This is a genomic window from Bacteroidota bacterium, assembly GCA_035506275.1.
Classification (GTDB): Bacteria; Bacteroidota; Ignavibacteria; order UBA10030; family UBA8401; genus JAGVPT01.
Genome location: DATJPT010000009.1, coordinates 1 through 21,997, shown reverse-complemented (window position 1 = coordinate 21,997; position 21,997 = coordinate 1). Strand labels below are relative to the sequence as shown.

Below are 21,997 nucleotides of genomic sequence, written 5' to 3'. Positions count from 1 at the left end.
TGACCGATGAAGCAACGGTTGTCCATGCGACATGCTGCTACCAAACGGCCCTATCTCATGCTCTTGAAACCGCTTTCGACTTCGACCGAAATTCTCTTATAGACCTCCTCAAACGTTCCCATTCCGTCTATCTTTATGACGCCGTGAAGCTGGTTGTACTTCGCGATGACGGGAACAGTTTTCTTCTCATGCTCTCCCAGGCGCTTGACAATCTTGGCTGTGCTGGTATCATACGGCATGCAGCGGTCCGTTTTGCTCCGCGCATCCAGCCGGTTGATCAGCTCGAGCATCGGCACTTCTATTTCGATGATTTTCGCGATCGACGAATCATGTTTCTTCAAGAGTCCGTCGAGGATATACGACTGAACCAACGTCCGCGGAAATCCTTTGAAGATAAACCCTTTAACGCCCGCATGGTTTGCGAGCTTCTTTTCGATCAATTGAACGACGATCTCGTCTTCGACCAATTGGCCGTTTTCGTAGAGCTCCGTGATCTTCCTTCCGAGCTCTGATTTTTTTTCGATCTCCTGCTGCAACATTTCGCCGGTCGCCACGTACTCAAGCCCGTATTCCTTTGCAATCGCCTTGCCGTGCGATCCTCTCCCCGAACCCGGGTATCCGAAGAGCACGATATTGAGAAGCCGCTTGCTGAGTTCGCGCTGGATGATCTCGTCGATAGATCGTGTTACCTCTTCGATCGCACGGCTGCCGTCAACCTCGACACAGATCCCCTTGTCCTTGTAGAACTGGAGGACGGGAATTGTCTTCTCATGGTATTCTTTGAGCCTGTTCCGGATGACCGTTTCGTTGTCATCCGAACGCCCGGAAGTTTTTCCTCTGTTCAACAAACGCGAGACAGAGACATCCTCAGGTACAACTAAACTGATAAGACAATTCAACGAGGTGTTCAATTTCAGCATCAGGCCTTCGAGGATATACGCCTGGATGTACGTTCGGGGAAATCCGTCGAACAAGAAACCGCCTGAATCGGGGTTGTCGGTGATCGTCTTCTCGATAATTTGAACGATGATCTCGTCCGACACCAATCCGCCGGAGGCAATAATGCTCTGAGCTTCCATCCCCAATTTGGTGTGATTTGCAATTTCCTTCCGTAACAGGTCTCCTGTGGAGATATAAAAGAGGTTGTATTTTTTTATCAGGAATTCTGATTGGGTTCCTTTACCGGCCCCCGGGGGGCCGAATAATGCGATATTCAACATAAACGTAGTCTGGAATGATGATCATAGTGTGAAGCATGTTCGTGAGTTATGTGATCAGGATTGATGCAAATCCTAAACTGTTAAAGATACGATTTTCGGGGGGAGAAGTAAACAGGGAAAGTGATGGTACGGAGCGTTTAACGCTTCGTACCTGCTCCGGAGTCCAAAGTGTGTGGTTTTATGATGAGAATGAATTATGAGGTTTTGACGGATGACAGGGATGCCGAACCCGCTTCGAACTCGCGTCGAACCTCCGCCGAGGATAGTTTCCGGACGATGACAATTGCAAAGGTAATGACCAGTACTCCGCCGATGATGCCGGCCGCTTCCCCCATGGCCATCATACTGGAGCCTCCCGCTACCTGGTCAATTCCAGTGCCGCTGAGAAATGACCGCGCCATGGAATAGGTGCTGAACATTGTAACGAAGTAGAATATCGTTTGAACCACCACGACAGAGATAAATGAGATCCTTCCCCATTTCAGCCGTCTGAACAGGCCATAGGATGCGACGATCGTTGCGAGGTTGACGGCGATTCCAGTAATGCTCGACGTCAGCATCCATCCTGCGTTCAACGAAAGTGAGGAGGCGTCCGGTTGATAGGCCTGCAGCAAGCGCATCGCCGTGCGGTATTCGGCGCTGTCGGTAAGATTGATGTACGAGATCAGCCCCGTTAGATCGGTCGCGGTCAAGAATAACGCGATGACAACCGAGACAAGCGAGAGGCCGGTGACGAACGTTGACCGGGACGGCGGCGAGGATATGTTCGGTGTTGAGACCGTGGTATCGTACTCTGGGTCGTTACTTCGCTTTGGATTCCTGCGGCTGGTTCCGCTCGGCACGAAGGATCATGTCCATGCACATTTTATCCAGACCTTTCACGCGAATTTCTGAGTTCGGATACAATTTTTTGACTCTGGCGTGAAGGAGAACAATCAAATCGCAATTTCCGCGATTTACGGAACACTCAGCGTTTTCGTTCTTCTTGCCGTTGACGTACGTATGAGCGGTGTATGATCCGCCGCTGTTCTTGTTGCAGCGCAGTTCTATCGATACTTTTTCAGCCATTCGAATTTCCTTTGGTTGGATCTCAAATACTTGCTGTCCACGAACGATGATTTTTATTCTAGAATGTTGCCAGGCTCTACGGTCCCTTGAGAAACACTTGTTTTATCATTGTTACTTCATACCGGCAAAAAACTCCATGATGACCTGCGGCGCGCTGATATCTTTATTCACATTGCCTAAGACTCTCGGCCAGAAACGGAAGCCCGTATTCATAAAAATATGCCCCCCGTTGATAACTTTCACCAGAACAACTTTCTTTCCCGATTCGACACAATCGTACGTATATTCGACAGCGGTCGACTTATCCTTTGTGTTGATATCCGGGAAATCAAATTCCTTCGGCGCGGTTGAATCGCCCTTGTCGACGACAAGCCAGTAATGCAATGTTTGATCTGTAGACATCACCGGACCGCGCTCTTTGCCATCCCCCGCTTTGACCATTCCGCCGTTGTACGGGTTGATCGGGTCCGAAGTGCCGTTGAGAAGAAGCATTGAAACCGGCTGATGACTTTCGACGCAATCATCGTTCGTTTCTGCCGGGAGATTAGCGGCAACGGCCGCAAAGCCCTTAAACATTCCCGGCCGCTCTTTCGCGAGCTTGAAGCACATCTGTGCACCGTTCGAATAACCCGCTGCAAACACTTGTTGGTCGTCGACCGCATAATGATCTTTGAAATACTTTACCATGGCTTCGAAGAAGGCAATATCGTCAATATGGAGCTTTCTTGCGTCGTACGTGGCGGATTTCCGGCAGTCATTCCAGTAACGGCCGTACGCTTGCGGATAAACGACAATGATGTCTTTCTGCCTGTCGGCAATTCTGTCGAACTCTCCGCCGGTCAAGACCTGCATTCCCCTGGCTTCCATTCCCGAACCGTGAAGCACAAAAACGAGTTTCGCGGAATCCGCCAAAAGCTTTGGCACATGAAAAAGGAATGTCCTCTTAAGATTCTCTATCGTAATGCGGGCTGAATGGAACGAACCGGTACGAATCGATTGAAATGCATCTGCCTCCTTCGCGAAGCAAAGGATCAAGCAGAGGATGGCATAATGCGCTCTCGAACGATGGATGAAACGATGAAGCGAAGAAAAGCGTATCAAGCGATTCGAACGCATACCCGTGAGAAGATCGTTGTCAGCCCGGTTCAGAAAGGAGTGATTTAATTGTTTGCTCGGTCTCGTCATAATTTCCTTCTCCGACGTGAATGTAACGAACGATCCCCTTTTTGTCGATCACGTATACCGTCGGCCAGTATTCCTGTCCGTACGCATCCCATGTTCTATCGTCGTTGTCGGTGACGACGGCGTATTCGATGCCTAATTCCTTGATCGCGTGATCAAGACCGGACAAAGATTTTTCAGCATCGAACTCGGGCGTATGCACGCCGATGATCGCAACGCCGTTGCCGTTAAATTTCTTAAACCATTCCCTCACGTGCGGAATAGTGTTTCGGCAATTAACGCATCCAAAGGTCCAGAATTCCAACACAACGACCTTGCCGTGAAGACCGCTCAGGCGCAACGGTGTTGAATTGATCCAGCTCCCCGATTGAAGTTCCGGCGCTTTCATCCCGACCAAGGGGCTCTCGTCAGCCTTTGAAACAAACTTCATTCCCGCAGCAACCAGGGGCGCAGCAAGGAGAAGATATAAAAATTTGGTTTTCATTGATACGGTCGGGTCAGAGAGAGAGGAGAAAATTGACAGGGTGAATCGGTGCCATCAGGCATTCCTCAATGCTCGGCGCCAAACGTTTTCTTCCAGCCTGTGATGATAGAGAGAAAATTTGACCATCCTGAAATGATTACCATAAAGATATGCCAAAAAAGAAGAAAACAAATGACATCGTGAAGAAAAAGTGCCAGCCGCGGGCTGCGTCATAACCTCCGAAAAACGATGTACATTGGGAAAATTGCACCGGCCAGTAGATCGACATTCCAGTGACAAGAGATCCCATCCCAAGAAATGCGACCGAAGTATAGGCGAGCTTTTGAAGCGCATTGTACTTTTTGACAGGAGGATGCTCTTTCCGGATCCGCAAATAGTATTGAATCATCGGCACGACGCCGGGGAGATCCTCTTTTCTGAAGATCGTGGTCCGTCTCCCATGCCTTGTCACAATATTATAGACGACCCACACGAGGCCGTTCACAAAGAGGATCCACATCGCAAAGAAATGCCACATCCGCGCCCCGGCAAGCCATCCTCCCAGGGTCAGGAATTCGGGAAACTCAAAACCGAGGATCGGCGACGCGTTGTATATCTGCAGTCCGCTCATCACCATTATGCCGAGAGCGACGAAATTGATCCAGTGCGTCAAACGAATAGTCAGCGGATGGTGGAATTCCTTTTTATTCTCTGTCATACCTTATTCGCTGTCCGGTTTGCATCCTGCACACGGTTTGTAATTTTCCGCTTTCGCTTCAGCGGCCGTCATGACCACCGTCTTAGCCATCTTCGTGGGGGGACATCCTTCGCGGTGATATGTGTTCGTTTTTTTAATGACGAGAACTTCGTGCGGCTTAAGATGGCTGGAGCAGCCGATCGCGATCGACAATGATCCCGCCAGAGTAATAAATAATAGATTCCGTCTCATTTATATCCCTGCAAACCAATCATAACCCTGGTCTTCCCAATACCCCCCCGGTTTTTCGTTTGTGACAATAAGCTTGCTGATCCATTTCGCGCTTTTGTACCCGAGCTTTGTCGGCATGACGATGCGTACCGGCGCACCGTGCTCAAGCGTGAGCGGCTTGCCGTATGCCTCAAAACACAACAATGTTTGGGGATGCAATGCGCTCGGCATGTCGTACGCCGTGTAGTAGTCATCTCCGCATTGAACGGAGAGATACTTTGCCTGAGGGTCAGCGCCAGCCATTTCGAGAAAACCGCGAAGAGGCGTCCCTCCCCATTTCGGAATCATGCTCCATCCCTCCACACAGCAATGCCTCGTGTTCATCACCCGTTTCGGGAGAGCCGTAATTTGCTCAAGCGTGAAGGTGCCGGGATTTTTCACCAGTCCTTCGACGCTCAGCGTCCAGCCGTCGAGGTCGATATCAGGGTCTTCTTCGTCTTTACCGTTCACACGGAAACCGGATTCCGGCGTCATCTCGGCGTCGGTGAATTCAGGGGCGAGTTTTGTCGGACTGAAGATCTTCGATTGGACCCAATCGTTGAACGACTGAACCGAATGGAGAAACGATTCCGTCTTCCCTTCCGGAGCATCGCAGGCGGCGAGAAGAAGGAGGGGGGAAAACTTCAGAAGATCGCGCCTCGAGAACTTATTGAGTGGTAATCTCTTCATTATTCCGTCAGGTTATGCAACTGAAAAAGGATGCCGGTGCCTCCACGGCACAATCCCCGAACATGAATGACAACATTTTGAAGAGGACAAATGGTTCCTTCCGGGGTTTCGCCAAGTTCTCCTCAACGCAAAATCATGCCCGACGCAATTTGCGATAGCCCCCTATACCGCTGGCCGAGTGATACGACCGTCTCAATCATCCCCTTGTTTTGCAACCCCCGGACAAGGAGCTTATCTCTCCAAATCCGATTGCGAGAAGGCACTCGTACCCCCCCGTCAGGCAATCCCAACCTCCTGAGAATTTTGCCCGCGGCCAAGAGACCGTCCAGCATCGCGAACAAAATTCCCTCGCCCGTAAATGGTTCCGTCGTTCGGCGTGCGTCGCCGATAAGATACGCCCCTGTTTGCCGATGACTGTTTTTTTGAGGGTTGATCGGAAAGGCGGTGCGGATCTTTCCAACGATCTGTAGATCCGAAGCTATTTCTCGAGCTCGCGGATTAGCATACATCGTTCTCTCCAAAAAGACGGAGGGATTCTCAACAGCAAGCCGGGCGAGATCTCTGCGAACAACCATGGCGATGTTTACTTCGCCGGCGCCTACGCTGACCATGCCTCCGTATCCCCCTTCAAAAAAATACATGAGGAGGTTCGAAGTGGCGTGACACCGCTTCCGGCCCGTACATTGAACCCCTATTCTCTCCGAGGACGATTCTGCCCTGGCTTGATTCTTCGTTTCCTTCTCCGCTAGAAGTCTGGCGACAAGAGAGTTGCGTCCGTCGGCGCCGATAAGGATCCCCGCTTTAACGGGGACCACCCCGCCCGAGTCCTGAAGTCTCAAAGAGACTTTCCAGCGGCCCCCATCCTCCTCTATCGAATCGACGGATGTGTTCTCGCGCAGCACCGCTCCGTCTGCAACCGCGCGCTGTACGAGCAGAGAATCGAGAATGCTTCGTTTGATCGCAATGAACGGCCGGCGTGGGGACAGGGCAAGTGAATCGGCAACAGGGATCTGCAGAACCTTCCCCGACCCGTCTGCGATCGCAATATTCAGGATCAGTTCGGCATTGGCGGCGATTTCATTATCAACTCCGAGCGTCCTAAATACGTCCCAGCATGCCGGGTTGACGCAATCGCCGCAAATTTTTTCTCGAGGGAACTTTGCTTTCTCGCAGATCAGCACGCGGACCCCCTTCTTCGCCAGCATTGCGGCGCACGTGGATCCGGCCGGACCGGCTCCGACGATCACAACGTCGAAAGAACTGTCTCGCGCTGCCATCATTGACGAAATCTCCCAAAGACCAATGCGGCATTGATGCCGCCGAATCCGAACGAATTGGAAAGGATGAAATTCACGCTTTCGTGTCTGCCGGCATTGGGGACGCAGTCCAGGTCGCATTCGGGATCGGGGGCCGAAAGATGGATGGTCGGCGGAATGTAATTTCCGTCGAACATCAGCGTGCAGATGACCGCTTCGACGGCTCCGGTCGCACCGAGAGCGTGAGCATGCATCGCTTTTGTGCCGCTGACGGGTGTCCTCGCATCTGCGCCAAACACTTTTTTGATCGCGACAGTCTCGCACTTGTCGTTGAGAACGGTCCCGCTGGCGTGCGCGTTGATGTAGCCGATACCGTCAGGAGTAACTTTTGCATCCGCCAGAGCATCTCTCATCACCCGGGCAGCTGAGTCTCCGTCCGGACGGGGCTGCACCAGATGGTAGGCATCGTTGTTGCATGCATACCCAAGAAGCTCCGCATAGATGTGAGCACCGCGTCGAACGGCCGAACTCAGTTCCTCCAACACAAGGACAGCCGAAGCCTCACCCATCACGAACCCGTCGCGATGCAGATCGAAAGGCCTGCATGCCGTCATCGGGTCGGGATTGGTGCTCATCGACCGGATGATCGTAAACGCGCTGAACGTCAGTTCATACAACGGCGCTTCGGCGCCTCCGGCGATCATAATATCTGCGTAGCCGTCGCGGATGTATCGATAGGCCTCCCCGATCGCGATCGCTCCCGAGCTGCAGCTGTTCGAATTGGCATTGCTCGGTCCGGTGAATCCATAATGTATGGCGATATTGCTTGAGCCGGCGCCGCCGAACACCGTCAGCGCAAGGTTCGGGTCAACGGCTTTAATTCCATCCTTCACGTAACGCTCGTGCTGAAGCTCCGCTCCCGCCACTCCGCCAAGAGCAGTTCCGAACGTTACGCCGACATTTTCCTGAGGTCTTTTTGCATCGAAGGCAAGCTTCGCATCATCGATCGCCATTCCCGCGCCGGCCAGCGCGAGCTGTGCAAAGCGATCCATCCGCCGCGCCGACTTGGCATCAAAAAAATTCAACGGATCGAAATCATCGATCTCCCCCGCAACCTTTGTTTTGATCTGCGACGTGTCGAAACGTGTGATCGTGCGGATGCCGGTCCGTCCTTCTTTCACCCCTTCCCACAGCCCGTCCTTGCCATGACCGATCGGCGTGAGCGCCCCCAACCCGGTGATAACGACCCTTCTATGCTCCATGCCGTTTTTCAAGGTATGATTTCATGTGATGCAGTGTCCGGTTCGCGACATGATGAATAAAAAAATTCCCAATAATGGCATCCGCGATGAATGATCCGATAACCGGGATTGTCGGCGTTAAGGTATGCGATATTTTCACTTCGACGCCGTCGTTCATTTCTTTGAACGTCCAGACAACATCCATTCCTTTTGTGAACGCTTTGAGATGATGGAACCTGACCTCACAGCGGGTGCGGTCTATCTCTTCCTCCGATGTCCACTGAATCGGTATCCAGCCCCGCTTTGCCGCCATGACCACGACATTCTTGTGCGGCGATCTCTGGAGATAACGGATCCACCGGTAATGGGGAAGGATCGCCGGCCATTGAGCGAGGTCCGCCGCTGTTTCAAAGACCGTCTCCCGGGATGCTTTGATAAAAATGGTATTTTCTTTGACCATTATTTTTCCTTGACCGCAACGAGTCTAAAAAGAGGGGCCGTAAAAATTTTTACCGGATGTACCCCGGCTTCGGCGGCCATTTCTGTAAGTTCTTTCTTGGTGAACGCTCTCAGGACGGAAACAACGCTGTCGTACCGGGTCATTGGATTGAGCGTCGTGAGCCGCGTGTAGATCCATGCAGTGGCCGCCCCCGTCCGGCTTCGCGAAAGATCATTGACGACAAAGCCGCGCCGGCTTAGGCGGTTCATCTCGCCAAGGAGCCGTACCGCATCTTCACGTGAACAATGATGAATTGCGAGCGAACAGGTAACGATATCGAAACTTGCTGATGCGTACGGTACACTGAGAATGTCGCCGCGCTCAAAATGAATTTCCGGAAAATCCGCGGCGTACTCGCGCGCTGCGTTCAGCATAATCTCGTTCCTGTCGATCGCCGTGATCTGCGCCGGCTGACTCTGCCGCCTGAATGCCTTCGCCAACGAGACGGGTTGATCCCCCGAGCCAGTCGCCAGATCGAGAATTGTCACAGTCTCTTTCGTTTTTCCCTTCGTGATCATCGGCATAACGGCTTTGCGCAGCGCCGATAGCCCTCCAAAATAGCGATTAATGATGCGCAGGTTGCGAAGGTCGTCCCGCAGCACTTCAGAATCGGCATCGGGGCGATCCATCATCTCAAGCCGGGTATCGGAAAATTGTCTCTTCAATACCATAGCGGAAATTGCCGAAACTAGAAATTATTCTACGATGATTCTGCCGGTCATGCCGAGATGACCAAGACCGCAAAAATGAGAACAGCGAAAGTCATACTCCCCTTTTCTTGAAACATAGAATTCAATTGACTTCGGTACGTTTTCGTCGAGACGTTCATCAATTCCGAACGCGCTGAGCTTAAATCCATGAGTCCCGTCGATCGAATTGATCCTCAGCGTCACCAGCGTCCCTGTTTTGACCCGGATGACCTCAGGCGTGAACCTGAACGATTCGGCCGTCACGCTGACTGTATCGTTAGGGACATCCTGCCTGTTAACATCCGGGGGGATGGCATCGAACTGTTGAGCACTTCCGCATGCCGCGAGAGCGAAGAGCAAAACGGCAAATAAATATTTCATCCTGGACTTGCCTGTGATTGGCGGAAAAAATGGGGGGTGCATGGCATCATGGCCGACTTCTTAACATCAGATGAGGACGTAAGATTCCAGCGGGAAAGAGGAGGGTGATTATTGCGAAAGGGATAAGAAGAGATCCTTCGAGGCGGCTCTCGCTCGATCGGGTACTCCCTAATTGCCGACGTGAGTCCTTAGAAAATGAAGAAGAACGGTCCACGCCTGTTGCGCTGATTCCTTGTGATAGGCGGGCCGGGCATCGCAAAAGAAGCCATGTTCGGCTTCCGAAAATTCGATGTTGGTATAAGGCTTATTTGCGGCACGAAATCCATCGATGATTGTGCGTATGTGTTCGGGAAGAATCCGTTTGTCCCGTCCTCCCCAAAACATCAGGGAAGCTCCATGGAGCTGCGGAATCCTGTTGACGAGCGTCTCCGCTATTCCACCGCCATAAAAGCTGATCGCAGCTTTCACAGGAAGCATCGTATTTGTCTGGAATGCGATCCTTCCCCCCAAACAAAAACCAACGCATGCCGCTCGCTCAGCGTCGACCGAAGAATCATTGATGAGCCAATCATACACCGCACGAACATCCTGTCCGACGAGATCCTCTTTGAGGGCCGAGAAATGCGGCTGCAGCGACGAAAAATCCTTATAGTCCCCCTCGATTCCAGCCCCGGTGCGATGATACAATTCCGGAGCAACGGCGACATACCCCTCGCGCGCAAACCTGCCGTCAACGTCGCGGATATGGGCGTTGACGCCGAATGCTTCCTGATAGACAATAATGCCGGGATATTTTCCGGGGACGGACGGCCGAGAAACGTAAGCACGCATCTCGGTGCCGTCGGCTATTTTGAGTGTGATGTAATTTTCCATGGAAGCTCCGTTACGTTAGGCAACAACAGAGGGATAGAGCGCCGCGCCGATCGCGATCAGGAGCGATGTGGACGCAGCCAGCGCCGCAAAATCCACCGGCAGCCCGTACACGCTCGTCCCCCCGATCAGCATCAATCCCCGCAATGCGTCGACCTCATACGTCAGCGGATTGACTTGAGCGATGACTTTCAGCCACGGCGGCATGATGGCGATCGGGTAGATCGCGTTGCTGGCAAAGAAAAGAGGCATCGTCATCACTTGCCCGATCCCCATAAAACGCTCGCGCGTTTTGACGATGCAGGCGATGATGAGCGAGAATGTCGAGAAGAGTGCGGAGCCCAGGAAAACAAACAGTAGAATTCCCAGCAATGAAAGCGGGTCCCAATTGATCTGCACGCCAAGGATCATAGAGAGGAGGTAGATGATGATCGCTTGCGACAATCCCCGCACGCCCGCCGACAGAGCTTTGCCAAGCACAAGCGCCGACCGGGGCGTCGGACTGACCAAAAATTTATGAATGATGCCGAGATCGCGCTCCCAAATGATTGCGATCCCATAGAAGATCGCGGCGAAGAGAACGCTCTGGGCAAGAATTCCCGGAGCAAGAAAATCAAGATAACCAACGGAGCCGGTTGGGATGGAACGGAGCCGTGCGAAGACTTCACCGAAGATCAGCATCCAGAGAGCGGGCTGCAGGGCGCGGGTCAGCAGCTCGGTCGGATCATGGCGCAGCTTCCGCACTTCGAGCTCAGCGATCACGAACGTCTTGCGCACAAAACTCCATACCGCAGTCAAGAGACCGGCCTGCGTCACTTCCGGATCATCATCCAAGCCGACGGGCGGTGCGACGAACGCGCGATGTTTCACGATAATTTCCTCCGGATTCCAGAGCGTTGCCTGAATAGAATGCAAAGACGTCGTCGAGCGTCGTCTTCTTCCCGCCCACAGTTTTTTTAAGTTCTTCGGGTGTTCCGTTGGCGACAATACTGCCTTTGTGCATGATCGCAACCCGTGAACAAAGACTCTCTGCCTCTTCCATATAATGGGTCGTCAGGATCACCGTTGTTCCCCGGTCAACAAGCATCTTGACCTGGGCCCATACCGATTGACGCGCCACCGGGTCCAGACCGACCGTCGGCTCATCGAGAAAAAGAATGTGCGGACGGTGCAGCACTGCTTGAGCGATCTCCAAACGCCTGATCATACCGCCGGAATAGGTTTTGACAAGGTTGTTTCTCGCGTCGGAGAGTTCCATCAACTCAAGCGCACGTTGAATGCGGTCAAGGCGCTTATTAGAAGGAATGTCGTAGAGCTTGGCAAAGAGAAGGAGATTTTCATATCCGGTAAGGTTGCCGTCGGCGGACACCAACTGGGGAACATATCCGATGGAGCGGCGGACATCACGGGCTTGGCGGGAGATATCAAACTTCGCAACAAGAGCCCTCCCCGACGTCGGAGGGAGGAGCGTCGTCAACATCTTGATCGTCGTGGTCTTGCCTGCTCCGTTGGGGCCGATGATGCCAAAAATCTCACCCGGGTTGACAGCAAATGAGACGGCGTTCACGGCAGTGAGCGCTCCGTAACGCCGTGTCAGCTGAAAAGTTTCGAGAATTGCTTCTTCCAATGAATCCAGTGTACTACTGTTTGATGCGCGAGTTGACGTCTGCGAGCGCAGGTTCGGAATTGTCTTTCCGTTCATTGTTCAAGGTACCGAACACAACGTCCCATACCGGCGAACTTACGCCAAAATTGATATCCGCGTCGGAATAATGATGACGGAAGTGATGCTTCCGCAAATAGTTTCCCGCTTTGCTCTTCATCGGAATGTGGTGAATTGCATAATGCATCATGTCATAGAAGAGATAGCCCGTAATGAATCCGGCAAAAAAGGGAAACGCAAACTTGGGTCCGCAAATGGTTCTGAAGATGAAAAAAAACATTGTCGCCAGAGGCACGCTGATGGCTGGGGCCATCACAAGACGGCGCGAATCGTTCGGGTAGTCGTGATGAACGCCATGCATAATGAAATGAAGCCGCTTCCCCCAGACGTTCTCCGGAACAAAGTGGAAGAAAAAGCGGTGCAATAAATATTCGCTTCCTGACCAGACAAACAAGCCTCCAATAAAGAGAAGGAACCTGGACGATGCACTAATTTGTGCGTCCGTGTAGTACAATGACAACGCCACAACGGGAACGAAGATCACGAGCGGCAGCGACGGGTGAATATGCGTGAACAGTTCCATAAAATCCGACTCGAACATCCTTGCTGACTTGTCTTCATTCGACACATAGTTTTTCACGGCTCTTCCTCCTATTACTCCGGTTGGTTGCCAACGTCTCTTGTGGTATCTAACACTTCAGGGGCGGGATAAAGTTTCGCCACGGAAATCGTTTCTTGGACAAGGTCAAGGCCGAAGAAGTTTAGCTTCAGCCGATACTTTATTGGCCTGTGGGCAAAGGCATGCTCGTCGGCCAAAAAATCGCCCCAAAAAGAACCGGACACCCCCATTGGACGAAATGAGGGACTCCTCAACTTACGCCTGGCCTTTTCGAAACCGCTTAAGAATATCGGACGGTTTGCTGAAGAATGCCGGGATCGTTTCCTTCCATTCGTCGACTTTCATATAGACGACGGGAACGACGATCAGCGTCAAGAAGAGCGAGCTCGTCAGGCCGCCGATAAGCGCCCAAGCAAGGCCGGATTTCCATTCAGACCCGGACGCCGTTGAGACTGCAATAGGCAGCATACCAAAAATCATCGTCAGCGTCGTCATCAGGATCGGACGCAGCCGGGATTGCGCCGCTTCAAGGAGCGCGTCGTACACCGTGAGCCCGTGTTCGAGCCGTGTCTGGTTGGTCCTGTCGACGAGCAAAATGGCGTTCTTCGCGACGAGCCCCATCAGCATGATGATTCCGAGCATGGAAAAAATGCTGAGCGCTTTTCCCGTCGCAGCAAGGGCCACCATTGCCCCAACCATTGCCAGCGGGATGGAGAACAAGACGACGAACGGATAGACGTACGAATCATACAGGGCGACCATGATCAGATAGATGAAGAGGATCCCCGTCAGCATCGCCAGAAACAGGTCGGTGAAGCCTTCCGCGCGCATCTTCTCCATCCCGAGGTACGCAAGCGTAATCCCCGGGGGAAGCTGCACGCCGGCGATCCTATTTTTGAAATCGCCCATGATCGTTCCTACCGGCCGGCCGAGCGTCTGGCCGTTGACATAGATGATGCCGATGCGGTCTCTGCGTTCAAGTTTCGTAGGGCCCGAGGTCTGAGAAATCGTGGCGAACTGGTTCAGTTGGATCTGCTGCCCCCGATTATTCACGAACGAAATATTCCCGATGTCGTCCGTGCGCGTGCGGTCAAACTGGTCGAAGCGGATCCGGATGTCGTATTCGTTCGTGCCGTCGCGGAATTTCGACTGGTCGTCCCCGGTGAGAGCAATGCGGAGCGTCGTGCCGACGTCGGCAACCGAGAGGCCGAGCTGCGCCATTTTCGCGCGGTCGATATTGATGCGCATCTCCGGTTTTCCCGCCTCGGATGAGAGTCGAACGTCGGTCGTGCCCGGCGTGCTCCGCAGGACATCTTCCACCTGCAGCGCAGCTTTTGTTATTTCGTTAAAATCCGTTCCGTTGACGGCGATCTGGATGGCCGATTGATCCGCTGAACCGAAGAGGCCGATCGGATTGACGAACACCTTCAATCCCGGTATTTCTTTTAACTTGGCCTTGATCTCCTCGCCCACCTCGGATGTGGATTTCTTTCTTAGCTCTTTGGGCACAAGCGTGACGTTGAGCTGGGTGAGGTTGTTGCTCGAAAGAGACAGCGATCCGGTCGCCTGGGAGCCGACGCCGGTGAATACTTTCTCTATCTCCGGCATTTGCGAGAAGATCTTTTCTATGCGCAACGTCGTCAGGTTGTTCTGCTCGATGGAAGCGCCCGGGGCCAATTCGATCGACACGCCGAACTCCCCGCGGTCCGATTGAGGCATGAATTCATTTCCGATCAAGCCGAGCGCCGGGAACAGAAGCGAAACGAGAAATAATGCCGTCGTGGCCAACCCAACTCTCATCTTATGCGACAGCGCCCACTTCAACATTCTCTGATAAAATTCGGAAAACCGGTGGTAGGTTCGTTCGAACGCAAGCGCGAATTTTCCGAGCAGCGTCCTGTCCGTGAGCCTTTCGAGCTTTGCAAACCGAGATGCCAGCGTGGGCGTGATGGTGAAAGAGACGAAAAGACTCGTCAGGGTGGAACCGACAACGACGAGCGCATACTCTCTCATGATCTGGCCGACGATTCCGCTGACGAGCGAAAGCGGAAGGAAGACCACGACGTCCACCATGGTGATGGAAAGGGCGGCAAACCCTATTTCATTTCTTCCGTTGAGAGCGGCAGCGCGCTGTTCCTCCCCTTTTTCGAGGTGGTGATAGATATTCTCGAGAACAACGATGGAGTCGTCCACCAAAATTCCGATGACCAGCGACATTCCCAGCAACGTCATCATATTGAGCGAGAAGCCCATGGCATACATATAGCCAAAGGTGGTAATCAACGAAGCAGGAATCGCCACAAGAACGATAAATGAATTTCGTATGCTGTGAAGAAAGAGGAGCATGACGATCGCGACCATAATCACGGCGAGCGCAAGATCGTGCTTGACCGCATTCGCAGCATCGAGCGTGAACGTGGAGCTGTCTTCCGCGATCGTGAAGGTGATTCCTTCCTTCTTGTATTCATCCTGGATCTTCTTTAATTCTTCGCGGACCAGCTGGCTCACCGAAACGGCGTTCGCATCGGACTGCTTGACAACCTGGATGCCGACGGAGGTCACGCCGTTCACGCGGTTGATCTGCTCGTAATCTTTCCGGCCGTCCTGGATTTCAGCGATCTCGTCCAGATGGACATCGCCTCCGAGCCGCGTACGGCCGACGACCAGTTTTCGCAGATCCTCGATGGAAGTGAATTTTCCCGCAACGCGGACGACAAACTGTTCGTCGGAATCCTTGAAGTTCCCCGTCGGGAAATCCATGTTGGCACTTCGAACCGCCTGCACGACCTGCGGCACTGAAAGCGCATACGCGCGTACTTTGTTCGCATCGAGGTTGACATGGATCTCTCTTTCATCTCCTCCCGAAAGAGAAACCTGAGCGACACCGGCAATCTTCGCGATGCGCGGCTGGACCCGGTCGATCAGGAACTGATAGAATTGCCGCGAATCCATTGCGCTCGTGACCCCCATTCTGAGCACCGGGATCTCATCGAAGGCAATTTTGGAGACGGTGGGTTGTTTCGCATCCGTCGGTAGATTTGCGACAATAGCGTTGACTTTTCGCGACGCATCCTGTACGACAAAATCGATGTTCGCGTCCTGTTTGAACTCGATGATGACGAGCGAAAAGCCCTCAAGGGAGGACGATCGGACGTCGTCGATCTTGTCGATGCCGGACACGGCGTCCTCGATGACTTTCGTTACGTTGTTCTCTACCTCGTAGGGAGAGGCCCCCGGATAGACGGTGGAAATCGTCACGACGGGAATGGACATCTTCGGCAACAGCTCGTAATTAAGTTCGTAGTAGCTGAAGAGGCCGAGGACTCCGAGCACGGAAAAAATAACGACAACAAGCGTCGGTCGTTTTATTGATAATTCAGTAATCGTCATGTTTTTGATCCTTTAGCGTCACTCGTTGCGAACGATGACTTGAGCGTTGTCGCTTAAATTGTTCAGGCCGTCGGTCACGACGGTTTCCCCGACTTCGAGACCGCTGGTGATTTCGACGTTGGTACCGATCTCCCTGCCCGCTACCACGGACCGGAGCTTTGCGATCTTGTCCTTCACGACAAAGACTTTTGCGTCCTGGATGCTTCCCACGATCGCCTCGCGGGGAATGACCGTCACCGCGCCGTTCGAGTTCGGCCTCACGGTTATCGTCACGAACATTCCTGCCCGTAATTGCCGGTTTGAGTTTGTCAGCAGAACTTCAACCGGATACGTATGCCCTTCATCCCCCTTTGAACCAATCGTGAAAACCGTTCCAAAAAAAGTCGTTTGCGGATACACGTCGGTCGTCACCTCCGCCGTATCGCCCGTATGAATCCGAAAGACATCTTTTTCCGCCACGAAAATCTTCGCTTTCAATTTTGAGATGTCGACGACATTCGCAATTTGAGTCGCTTGCGGAGCTCCCATGACCATTGTCCCCTGGTTCACGTAGCGCGCCGTGACGATACCCGAAATCGGGGTTGTGATCTTCGTATCCGTCAGCTGGCGGCGCGCTGTGATGTACTGCGCTTCCGCCGATTGATACGACCAGCGGGCTTGTTCGATCTGTGCATCCGAAACAGAATGCTCGGTCGAGAGGGTTTCATATCTCTGCAGATCCTTTTTCGCCCGTTCGTACGTCACCTCCGCCATTTTGAAAGCCGCTTCCTTAAGCTCGCTGTCAACTTCGACGAGAACTGAACCGGCCGTTTTATAGTCTCCTACTTCGCAATCCACTTTGAGGATCCGTCCCTGGGTTTCCGACAGGACCACCACGTCGTTGATGGCATTGAGCGTTCCGACGGCGGAGATTTTTTCGTTGAGGGCCTCTTTTTGAACCGGAACCACCGAGACAGAGGTTGCCGTCTCGATGGATTCGCCGCCGGTTTCCGAATTCAGCGCGGCCTTGTTCCTTGCAATCAGCGCAATCAGAATCACCACGACGACGATGCCTATCAGTAATAATCGATTCCTTGTACTCATGAGTAATTTCCTCTTCAGTATTGTTCCATGCTATTCGCCGATCGCCCTCGTGAGACGGGCAATCGCTAGTTGATAGTTGACCAACGATTGAGTTAGATTCAATTTTGCCTGAAGGAGCTCAACCTCAGCATCGCGAAGGTCCGAGTTCACCGCAAGGCCTTGTTTGTATTTGCCAGTCATGATCCTGTAATTCTCTTCCGCCTGTGCGACCCCCTGCTCCGAGACCGCCTTCCGTTCCTTTGCCTTCTCTATTGAGAGATAGCATTGGGTCACTTCAAGCGTCACGCCGTCCCGAACGATCGAAAGCCCCTCTTGCGCCTGCGCCAGCTGTGCCTGCGCCTGTGCAGTCTGATAGCCGGTCTGCCACCAGTTCCAGATGTCATACGACAAAGAAACGGAAAGATCCCAGGTTCCCTTGAATTGTTCTACGACGGGGAAATAGCGCGTGTTGGGGTTGAGGTAGCTGTAATTCCCGACCAAATAGATTTGAGGCCACCACGAGCCCCGCGCCGATTCAAGGCCAGCTTCCCCCGCTTTGACGCGCGCATCCATTCCCAGAACTTCCGGGCGTCTGTCCATGGCGGACTTGATCAGCGAGTCCACCGCATCCCATGACCGGTCGTTGACCCGAATGGCGGACGAGAGCTCGATCTGCGTCTGGAGCGGAAGGCCGAGCGTATTGTTGAGCGAATACATCGCCAGCTGCACTGCGTCCTCAGCGTCGATCTGCCGGACCAGAGCGTCGGACATTTGCACCTGAACTTTCATCAGGTCATTTTTGGTGAGTAAGCCCTGCCTTAGCAGGTTGTCTGCGTCGGTCTCGTGAATCCGTACTTGATCGACATTTTCATCCACGAAGCGCTTTGCCTCGATCGCCTGGTACAAGACCCAGTATGCTTCCTGGATTCCGTAGGTGATGTCGGCTTTATCTTTGCGGAGATCCTGCTCCGTTGCGCGGGCTGAATAATCTGCCGCTTCGATCGCTCCGGAAATTTTTTTCCCGGTGAAGAGGGGCTGTGCGAGTGTTGCGCGCAGAGAATAGTTGTCCAGGATCGTCGGCGACAGCGTCAGCGAAAGATCGGTCGGGGGGAAACCGGGGGCGAATGAATTTGCCGGTAGATCCACCGCTTCCGGCGGAACTTCGCTGAGCCGGGTGTACACCCCGTTGAATTTCAGCGATGGAAGCGCCAGAGTATTTGTCTCGCTCGCTTTTGCAGCCGCCGCATCGAGCTTGAATTGAGAGCTATGAAGAGCCTTGCTGTTCTGGAGTCCTATGCGAATTGCGTCGTCGATTGACAATACAAGTTTTTGCTTCGCCCCCGCCGTCAACGAAAAAAAAGCAGCGAGGCCGGCAATTAATAATGATCGGCGTTTCATTGATTCCTCAAGTTATCATGTTTAACGTATTCATCTTCCAAAAGAGCTTCATATTCGGCCCGCCCTTCGCCGGTCAGGATAGCGTCCATAAGGAGATGAAAGGAGGCCTCCAGCGTTTTCATCAGGTCGATATTCCTCTCCTTCAACCAGATATCTCCTTCCCTGTCGATCCGGGTCATAAGGGAGGTCGCGTTCGACCAGATGATGATCGCCATGTCCACCGGATTGATGTCATCCCGGATTTTCTTCTCGCGCACTCCTCGGTCGAACAGCTCGATGATCTGCGCCCAGTTCTTTTGGCTTTCCGACTTGTACAAATTCCGCATCTCCTCGGAAATCTCTTTGTGAACGTTTGGCCTGTGTGCCGAGTCCATCATCCGGAAAAAGTGCCTGTCGTTGTTGAAGAATTCTATGTATTCCCCCTCGATCCGGTGCAGGATTTTCACAACGGACGTCTCACCGATGATTATATTGTCGAATTTTCCATAAAGCAGACGGAGCCCCCGCATCATAAGCGCGATGTAGATGTCTTCTTTGCTGTCGAAATAGAGATAGAGCGTCCCCTTGCTTAACTCTGCAGCGGCAGCTATGTCATCGACTGTTGCTGTCGTCAGCCCTTTCTCGACAAATACTCTATGGGCTGCATCGAGAATTTCTTCTTTTCTGCGTTCTTTCTCCCGTTCTTTGCGTTCTGGAATACCCACTGACTCTCCAATTAAAAATTATACTATCGGTCATTTATTATGACGTCATTATACGGAAAAAATTGTAGTTTTGTTACAAAAAAAACCGTTAAATATTTTTCATTTTTCCCGTCAATTTTTTGGTGTTTGCCAGCACCGTCTCAAAACAATTGTTTGATGCAATAACGGAATACAAATCAAAAAGATCAGCCGGATTTTCACGCACTGAAAACGATCTACATTTGTTATGAATTGTCGACATCCTTATCATATTTCGCTACTTCCTTCCCGCGATCGCTCCGAGGAAATCTCTACGGAAGAGAATCAGCTCTTATTGGGAAAGAGTTACAAAGAACGATCCGTCCATTCACTATAAAATGTGTCGAGGTCCACTATCGTCGTTCGACTATAATGTTCAACAAGCTATCACGGGCCGGCATTCAGCCGCCCTCCACCAATTATAAGGAGTTATTCAAATGAGATTCATGATGCTGATGATACCGAGCGCATACCAGGGAAAAAAGGGAGAACAGGCAGGAGCGGATTTCACTCCGAAGGTTGAGGCGGTCGAGCGAATGATGAGATACAATGAAGCCTTGGCTAAATCGGGGGCGCTCATTTCACTCGACGGTCTTCACTCCCCTTCGACAGCCGCCCGCGTTTCATTTTCCAAAGGAAACGTGAAAGTAACCGACGGCCCTTTCGTTGAATCCAAGGAGGTGCTTGGCGGATACTGGATGATCAATGTGAAGTCAAAGAACGAAGCGGTAGAATGGGCAAAAAAAGTTCCGGCGGACGACGGCGATATCATCGAAGTGAGGCGGGTATTTGAGAATGACGAATTTCCTGAAGATGTTCAAAAGGCCGCCGACAGCCCGACGGTCAAGGCACAGCTTCATAAGCAACAGTAAATTCGGCGACAGAGGGCAAACTGTCCCGTCAATTTTAGGGGGCTTCTTAGGGACGAAGATCTCCAAAGGGCAAAAAGAGCTTTAACCTCGATGCATAGATGAAAGAAATCAATATCGAGGGGCTAAACAATGCATAAAAAGGAGAATAGCTGAAAACAATTTTTATGCGAACGACTCTTGCCATCGTAGCAGGTTTTTTTGCCACAACGCTTATCACGCTGGCAACCGATCATTTTTTTCATGTGACGAATATATACCCGCCGTACGGTCAGCCGATGTTTGATACATGGTTAGTGCTGCTTGCACTCAGCTATCGTTCGATCTTCGAAGTCGGGGGAATGTACCTTACGGCGGTGATCGCAAGGGAAAAAGCAAAGAAAGCGGTCTGGATCGCGGCGATCTTCGGAAGCGTTGTTTGGATTTTCGGTGGGATAATAATGAGCGATTACGGGCCTCTTTGGTATAGCATCGCCGGTGCGGTCACCTCGATCCCGCTTGCACTACTGGGGCTGAGGCTCTCCGAATCTCGACGGCAGAATCTCGTGGCGCCGAAAATCCCAGTCACCAAAGGATAGAGGTTCATCATGGAAAAAGAAACGCCGGAAAATGTTGATGAATATCTCTCCTCCTTGAGCGGTGAGGCGCGTAAAACGCTCTCCAAACTTCGAGCAACGATCAGATCGGCAGCTCCCGGCGCAACGGAAGGGATAAGTTATCAAATACCGACGTTCTTTTATTATGGCGGGCTCGTGGCGTACGCAGCGTTCAAGAACCATTGCAGTTTCTTCCCAATGAGTTCCTCGCTTCTTGAAAAATTCAAGAAAGACATTGCGAAATTTGATACCTCGAAAGGGACGATCCGATTTCCGGTCGATAAACCGCTGCCGGCGTCATTGGTGATAAAAATTGTCAAAGATCGGGTAAAGCAAAATAAATTGAAGCAAGCAATAAGAGAAAAGAGAAGGACGAAGTAGATCATTCCTCAGCCCTGCCGGTTAAGGAGGATTGGCTGCGTTCCATCAATAATGGATTTTGGAAATAGATCATTCAGCACAAAAGCCTGCTCCCGAAGACGATTTTCCTCTGCGCTTTTTCTTCACTGATTCGCGGTGTATGCGATCAGGCGCCACCGGATGCTTCCCTGCGTTGCATCATGCGCGTGATGATTTTGCGGCGGAAGCGCGGTCCCAGCAACAACAGTAACTTCGCGGACGCATCCGTCGCACCGGTAGATTCCCGAACTCGGCGTCGCCTGTCCCGGCGCATAAATTTCATCGAACAGCTTGTTATTGTTTTGCTGCAGGAACCTCGAGTATTTGTAGAATGCCATAAATCACCTCCGTAATTTTACCTACGTCCTCGCTGGCAAAATCTGAATCTCAGGGGCACTTGGCTGTGATTAAAAGCAACGCAAAAGTCCAATAAATTCGTAATAATTTGCGAAATTGAGCAAAAATGGCCAAAGATTGAGTGATTTTATCACGATTGTGCCTACGTGAACCACCGTAGAGAAGACAAACCCTCTTTGTCAAGCATATAAACCCCCATTTAATCGCCGCACTAATAAAAAAGCCGTCATCTTTTCAGATGTCGGCTTCTAATAATTTCTGCTTGCTGTTGTTATCGTTGAATGCGAGCCGATCCGCCTTTGGCAAACGCGCGGACCTGTTCGACTGTTGCCATCGTTGTATCCCCCGGAAAGCTCGTCAGCAATGCCCCGTGAGCCCACCCAAGCTTCACCGCTT

26 protein-coding genes are annotated in these 21,997 nt (G+C 52.1%); 3 read left to right on the top strand and 23 right to left on the bottom strand.

Annotated elements, in window-relative coordinates:
- Positions 1–50 precede the first annotated feature (50 nt).
- From VMF88_07850 to VMF88_07750, 21 genes are all read right to left on the bottom strand, one after another.
- Positions 51–1,220: an adenylate kinase gene (locus tag VMF88_07850; GenBank protein HTY10971.1), complete on the bottom strand. Its 1,170-nt coding sequence runs from the start codon at positions 1,218–1,220 to the stop codon at positions 51–53.
- Between the two features lie 194 nt (positions 1,221–1,414).
- Complete coding sequence (locus VMF88_07845) at positions 1,415–2,062, bottom strand: hypothetical protein (GenBank protein HTY10970.1); 648 nt, start codon at positions 2,060–2,062, stop codon at positions 1,415–1,417.
- Positions 2,022–2,288: a hypothetical protein gene (locus tag VMF88_07840; GenBank protein ID HTY10969.1), complete on the bottom strand. Its 267-nt coding sequence runs from the start codon at positions 2,286–2,288 to the stop codon at positions 2,022–2,024. The genes VMF88_07845 and VMF88_07840 overlap by 41 nt, the downstream gene beginning before the upstream one ends.
- A 111-nt stretch (positions 2,289–2,399) precedes the next feature.
- Positions 2,400–3,212: a prolyl oligopeptidase family serine peptidase gene (locus VMF88_07835; protein ID HTY10968.1), complete on the bottom strand. Its 813-nt coding sequence runs from the start codon at positions 3,210–3,212 to the stop codon at positions 2,400–2,402.
- A 211-nt stretch (positions 3,213–3,423) separates the two neighbouring features.
- Positions 3,424–3,954, bottom strand: a complete 531-nt coding sequence (locus VMF88_07830; protein HTY10967.1) for a redoxin domain-containing protein — start codon at positions 3,952–3,954, stop codon at positions 3,424–3,426.
- Between the two features lie 136 nt (positions 3,955–4,090).
- Complete coding sequence (locus tag VMF88_07825; protein HTY10966.1) at positions 4,091–4,651, bottom strand: cytochrome b/b6 domain-containing protein; 561 nt, start codon at positions 4,649–4,651, stop codon at positions 4,091–4,093.
- A 3-nt stretch (positions 4,652–4,654) separates the two neighbouring features.
- Positions 4,655–4,882: a hypothetical protein gene (locus tag VMF88_07820; protein HTY10965.1), complete on the bottom strand. Its 228-nt coding sequence runs from the start codon at positions 4,880–4,882 to the stop codon at positions 4,655–4,657.
- Positions 4,883–5,590: a molybdopterin-dependent oxidoreductase gene (locus VMF88_07815; GenBank protein ID HTY10964.1), complete on the bottom strand. Its 708-nt coding sequence runs from the start codon at positions 5,588–5,590 to the stop codon at positions 4,883–4,885.
- 122 nt (positions 5,591–5,712) lie between these two features.
- On the bottom strand, positions 5,713–6,870 hold the full coding sequence (locus VMF88_07810) for a geranylgeranyl reductase family protein (GenBank protein ID HTY10963.1): 1,158 nt from the start codon (positions 6,868–6,870) through the stop codon (positions 5,713–5,715).
- On the bottom strand, positions 6,867–8,108 hold the full coding sequence (locus tag VMF88_07805; GenBank protein HTY10962.1) for a beta-ketoacyl-[acyl-carrier-protein] synthase family protein: 1,242 nt from the start codon (positions 8,106–8,108) through the stop codon (positions 6,867–6,869). Before VMF88_07805 ends, VMF88_07810 begins: the two co-directional genes overlap by 4 nt.
- On the bottom strand, positions 8,098–8,547 hold the full coding sequence (locus VMF88_07800) for an SRPBCC family protein (GenBank protein ID HTY10961.1): 450 nt from the start codon (positions 8,545–8,547) through the stop codon (positions 8,098–8,100). Before VMF88_07800 ends, VMF88_07805 begins: the two co-directional genes overlap by 11 nt.
- Entirely contained in the window at positions 8,547–9,251 is a 705-nt protein-coding gene (locus tag VMF88_07795; GenBank protein ID HTY10960.1) for a methyltransferase domain-containing protein, read from the bottom strand. The genes VMF88_07800 and VMF88_07795 overlap by 1 nt, the downstream gene beginning before the upstream one ends.
- Positions 9,252–9,281: 30 nt before the next feature.
- Positions 9,282–9,656 (bottom strand): cupredoxin domain-containing protein, encoded by a 375-nt coding sequence (locus tag VMF88_07790; protein ID HTY10959.1) that lies wholly within the window; start codon positions 9,654–9,656, stop codon positions 9,282–9,284.
- Between the two features lie 168 nt (positions 9,657–9,824).
- Complete coding sequence (locus VMF88_07785; protein ID HTY10958.1) at positions 9,825–10,529, bottom strand: dienelactone hydrolase family protein; 705 nt, start codon at positions 10,527–10,529, stop codon at positions 9,825–9,827.
- 15 nt (positions 10,530–10,544) lie between these two features.
- Positions 10,545–11,324 (bottom strand): ABC transporter permease, encoded by a 780-nt coding sequence (locus VMF88_07780; GenBank protein ID HTY10957.1) that lies wholly within the window; start codon positions 11,322–11,324, stop codon positions 10,545–10,547.
- A gap of 28 nt (positions 11,325–11,352) precedes the next feature.
- Positions 11,353–12,228: an ATP-binding cassette domain-containing protein gene (locus tag VMF88_07775; GenBank protein ID HTY10956.1), complete on the bottom strand. Its 876-nt coding sequence runs from the start codon at positions 12,226–12,228 to the stop codon at positions 11,353–11,355.
- Positions 12,167–12,829, bottom strand: coding sequence for a sterol desaturase family protein (locus tag VMF88_07770; GenBank protein ID HTY10955.1), 663 nt, complete (start codon positions 12,827–12,829; stop codon positions 12,167–12,169). Before VMF88_07770 ends, VMF88_07775 begins: the two co-directional genes overlap by 62 nt.
- A gap of 234 nt (positions 12,830–13,063) precedes the next feature.
- A complete protein-coding gene (locus VMF88_07765; GenBank protein ID HTY10954.1) occupies positions 13,064–16,198 on the bottom strand; it encodes an efflux RND transporter permease subunit in 3,135 nt (1,044 codons plus the stop codon).
- A gap of 18 nt (positions 16,199–16,216) precedes the next feature.
- Complete coding sequence (locus VMF88_07760; protein HTY10953.1) at positions 16,217–17,281, bottom strand: efflux RND transporter periplasmic adaptor subunit; 1,065 nt, start codon at positions 17,279–17,281, stop codon at positions 16,217–16,219.
- A 30-nt stretch (positions 17,282–17,311) separates the two neighbouring features.
- Complete coding sequence (locus VMF88_07755) at positions 17,312–18,658, bottom strand: TolC family protein (protein ID HTY10952.1); 1,347 nt, start codon at positions 18,656–18,658, stop codon at positions 17,312–17,314.
- Entirely contained in the window at positions 18,655–19,362 is a 708-nt protein-coding gene (locus tag VMF88_07750; protein HTY10951.1) for a helix-turn-helix domain-containing protein, read from the bottom strand. Before VMF88_07750 ends, VMF88_07755 begins: the two co-directional genes overlap by 4 nt.
- A 455-nt stretch (positions 19,363–19,817) precedes the next feature.
- Between VMF88_07750 and VMF88_07745 the strand changes: the two genes are divergently transcribed.
- From VMF88_07745 to VMF88_07735, 3 genes are all read left to right on the top strand, one after another.
- Positions 19,818–20,252, top strand: coding sequence for a YciI family protein (locus VMF88_07745; protein HTY10950.1), 435 nt, complete (start codon positions 19,818–19,820; stop codon positions 20,250–20,252).
- 164 nt (positions 20,253–20,416) lie between these two features.
- A complete protein-coding gene (locus tag VMF88_07740; protein ID HTY10949.1) occupies positions 20,417–20,827 on the top strand; it encodes a hypothetical protein in 411 nt (136 codons plus the stop codon).
- Between the two features lie 9 nt (positions 20,828–20,836).
- Positions 20,837–21,226 (top strand): DUF1801 domain-containing protein, encoded by a 390-nt coding sequence (locus VMF88_07735; GenBank protein HTY10948.1) that lies wholly within the window; start codon positions 20,837–20,839, stop codon positions 21,224–21,226.
- A gap of 122 nt (positions 21,227–21,348) precedes the next feature.
- Here VMF88_07735 and VMF88_07730 read toward each other — a convergent pair whose 3' ends face one another.
- Both VMF88_07730 and VMF88_07725 read right to left on the bottom strand, forming a co-directional pair.
- Positions 21,349–21,582: a protein L gene (locus VMF88_07730; protein ID HTY10947.1), complete on the bottom strand. Its 234-nt coding sequence runs from the start codon at positions 21,580–21,582 to the stop codon at positions 21,349–21,351.
- A gap of 290 nt (positions 21,583–21,872) precedes the next feature.
- A partial coding sequence (locus VMF88_07725; GenBank protein ID HTY10946.1) for a sugar kinase occupies positions 21,873–21,997 on the bottom strand: 125 nt, incomplete at its 5' end.

Excerpts from the sequence above, each read along its gene's own strand:
- VMF88_07850 (HTY10971.1), bottom strand. The coding sequence starts at position 1,220 with ATGTTGAATATCGCATTATTCGGCCCCCCGGGGGCCGGTAAAGGAACC.
- VMF88_07735 (HTY10948.1), top strand. The coding sequence starts at position 20,837 with ATGGAAAAAGAAACGCCGGAAAATGTTGATGAATATCTCTCCTCCTTG.
- VMF88_07810 (HTY10963.1), bottom strand. The coding sequence starts at position 6,870 with ATGATGGCAGCGCGAGACAGTTCTTTCGACGTTGTGATCGTCGGAGCC.
- VMF88_07785 (HTY10958.1), bottom strand. The coding sequence starts at position 10,529 with ATGGAAAATTACATCACACTCAAAATAGCCGACGGCACCGAGATGCGT.
- VMF88_07805 (HTY10962.1), bottom strand. The coding sequence starts at position 8,108 with ATGGAGCATAGAAGGGTCGTTATCACCGGGTTGGGGGCGCTCACGCCG.
- VMF88_07840 (HTY10969.1), bottom strand. The coding sequence starts at position 2,288 with ATGGCTGAAAAAGTATCGATAGAACTGCGCTGCAACAAGAACAGCGGC.
- VMF88_07740 (HTY10949.1), top strand. The coding sequence starts at position 20,417 with ATGCGAACGACTCTTGCCATCGTAGCAGGTTTTTTTGCCACAACGCTT.
- VMF88_07790 (HTY10959.1), bottom strand. The coding sequence starts at position 9,656 with ATGAAATATTTATTTGCCGTTTTGCTCTTCGCTCTCGCGGCATGCGGA.
- VMF88_07730 (HTY10947.1), bottom strand. The coding sequence starts at position 21,582 with ATGGCATTCTACAAATACTCGAGGTTCCTGCAGCAAAACAATAACAAG.
- VMF88_07825 (HTY10966.1), bottom strand. The coding sequence starts at position 4,651 with ATGACAGAGAATAAAAAGGAATTCCACCATCCGCTGACTATTCGTTTG.
- VMF88_07755 (HTY10952.1), bottom strand. The coding sequence starts at position 18,658 with ATGAAACGCCGATCATTATTAATTGCCGGCCTCGCTGCTTTTTTTTCG.
- VMF88_07815 (HTY10964.1), bottom strand. The coding sequence starts at position 5,590 with ATGAAGAGATTACCACTCAATAAGTTCTCGAGGCGCGATCTTCTGAAG.
- VMF88_07765 (HTY10954.1), bottom strand. The coding sequence starts at position 16,198 with ATGACGATTACTGAATTATCAATAAAACGACCGACGCTTGTTGTCGTT.
- VMF88_07760 (HTY10953.1), bottom strand. The coding sequence starts at position 17,281 with ATGAGTACAAGGAATCGATTATTACTGATAGGCATCGTCGTCGTGGTG.
- VMF88_07745 (HTY10950.1), top strand. The coding sequence starts at position 19,818 with ATGAGATTCATGATGCTGATGATACCGAGCGCATACCAGGGAAAAAAG.
- VMF88_07820 (HTY10965.1), bottom strand. The coding sequence starts at position 4,882 with ATGAGACGGAATCTATTATTTATTACTCTGGCGGGATCATTGTCGATC.
- VMF88_07775 (HTY10956.1), bottom strand. The coding sequence starts at position 12,228 with ATGAACGGAAAGACAATTCCGAACCTGCGCTCGCAGACGTCAACTCGC.
- VMF88_07830 (HTY10967.1), bottom strand. The coding sequence starts at position 3,954 with ATGAAAACCAAATTTTTATATCTTCTCCTTGCTGCGCCCCTGGTTGCT.
- VMF88_07800 (HTY10961.1), bottom strand. The coding sequence starts at position 8,547 with ATGGTCAAAGAAAATACCATTTTTATCAAAGCATCCCGGGAGACGGTC.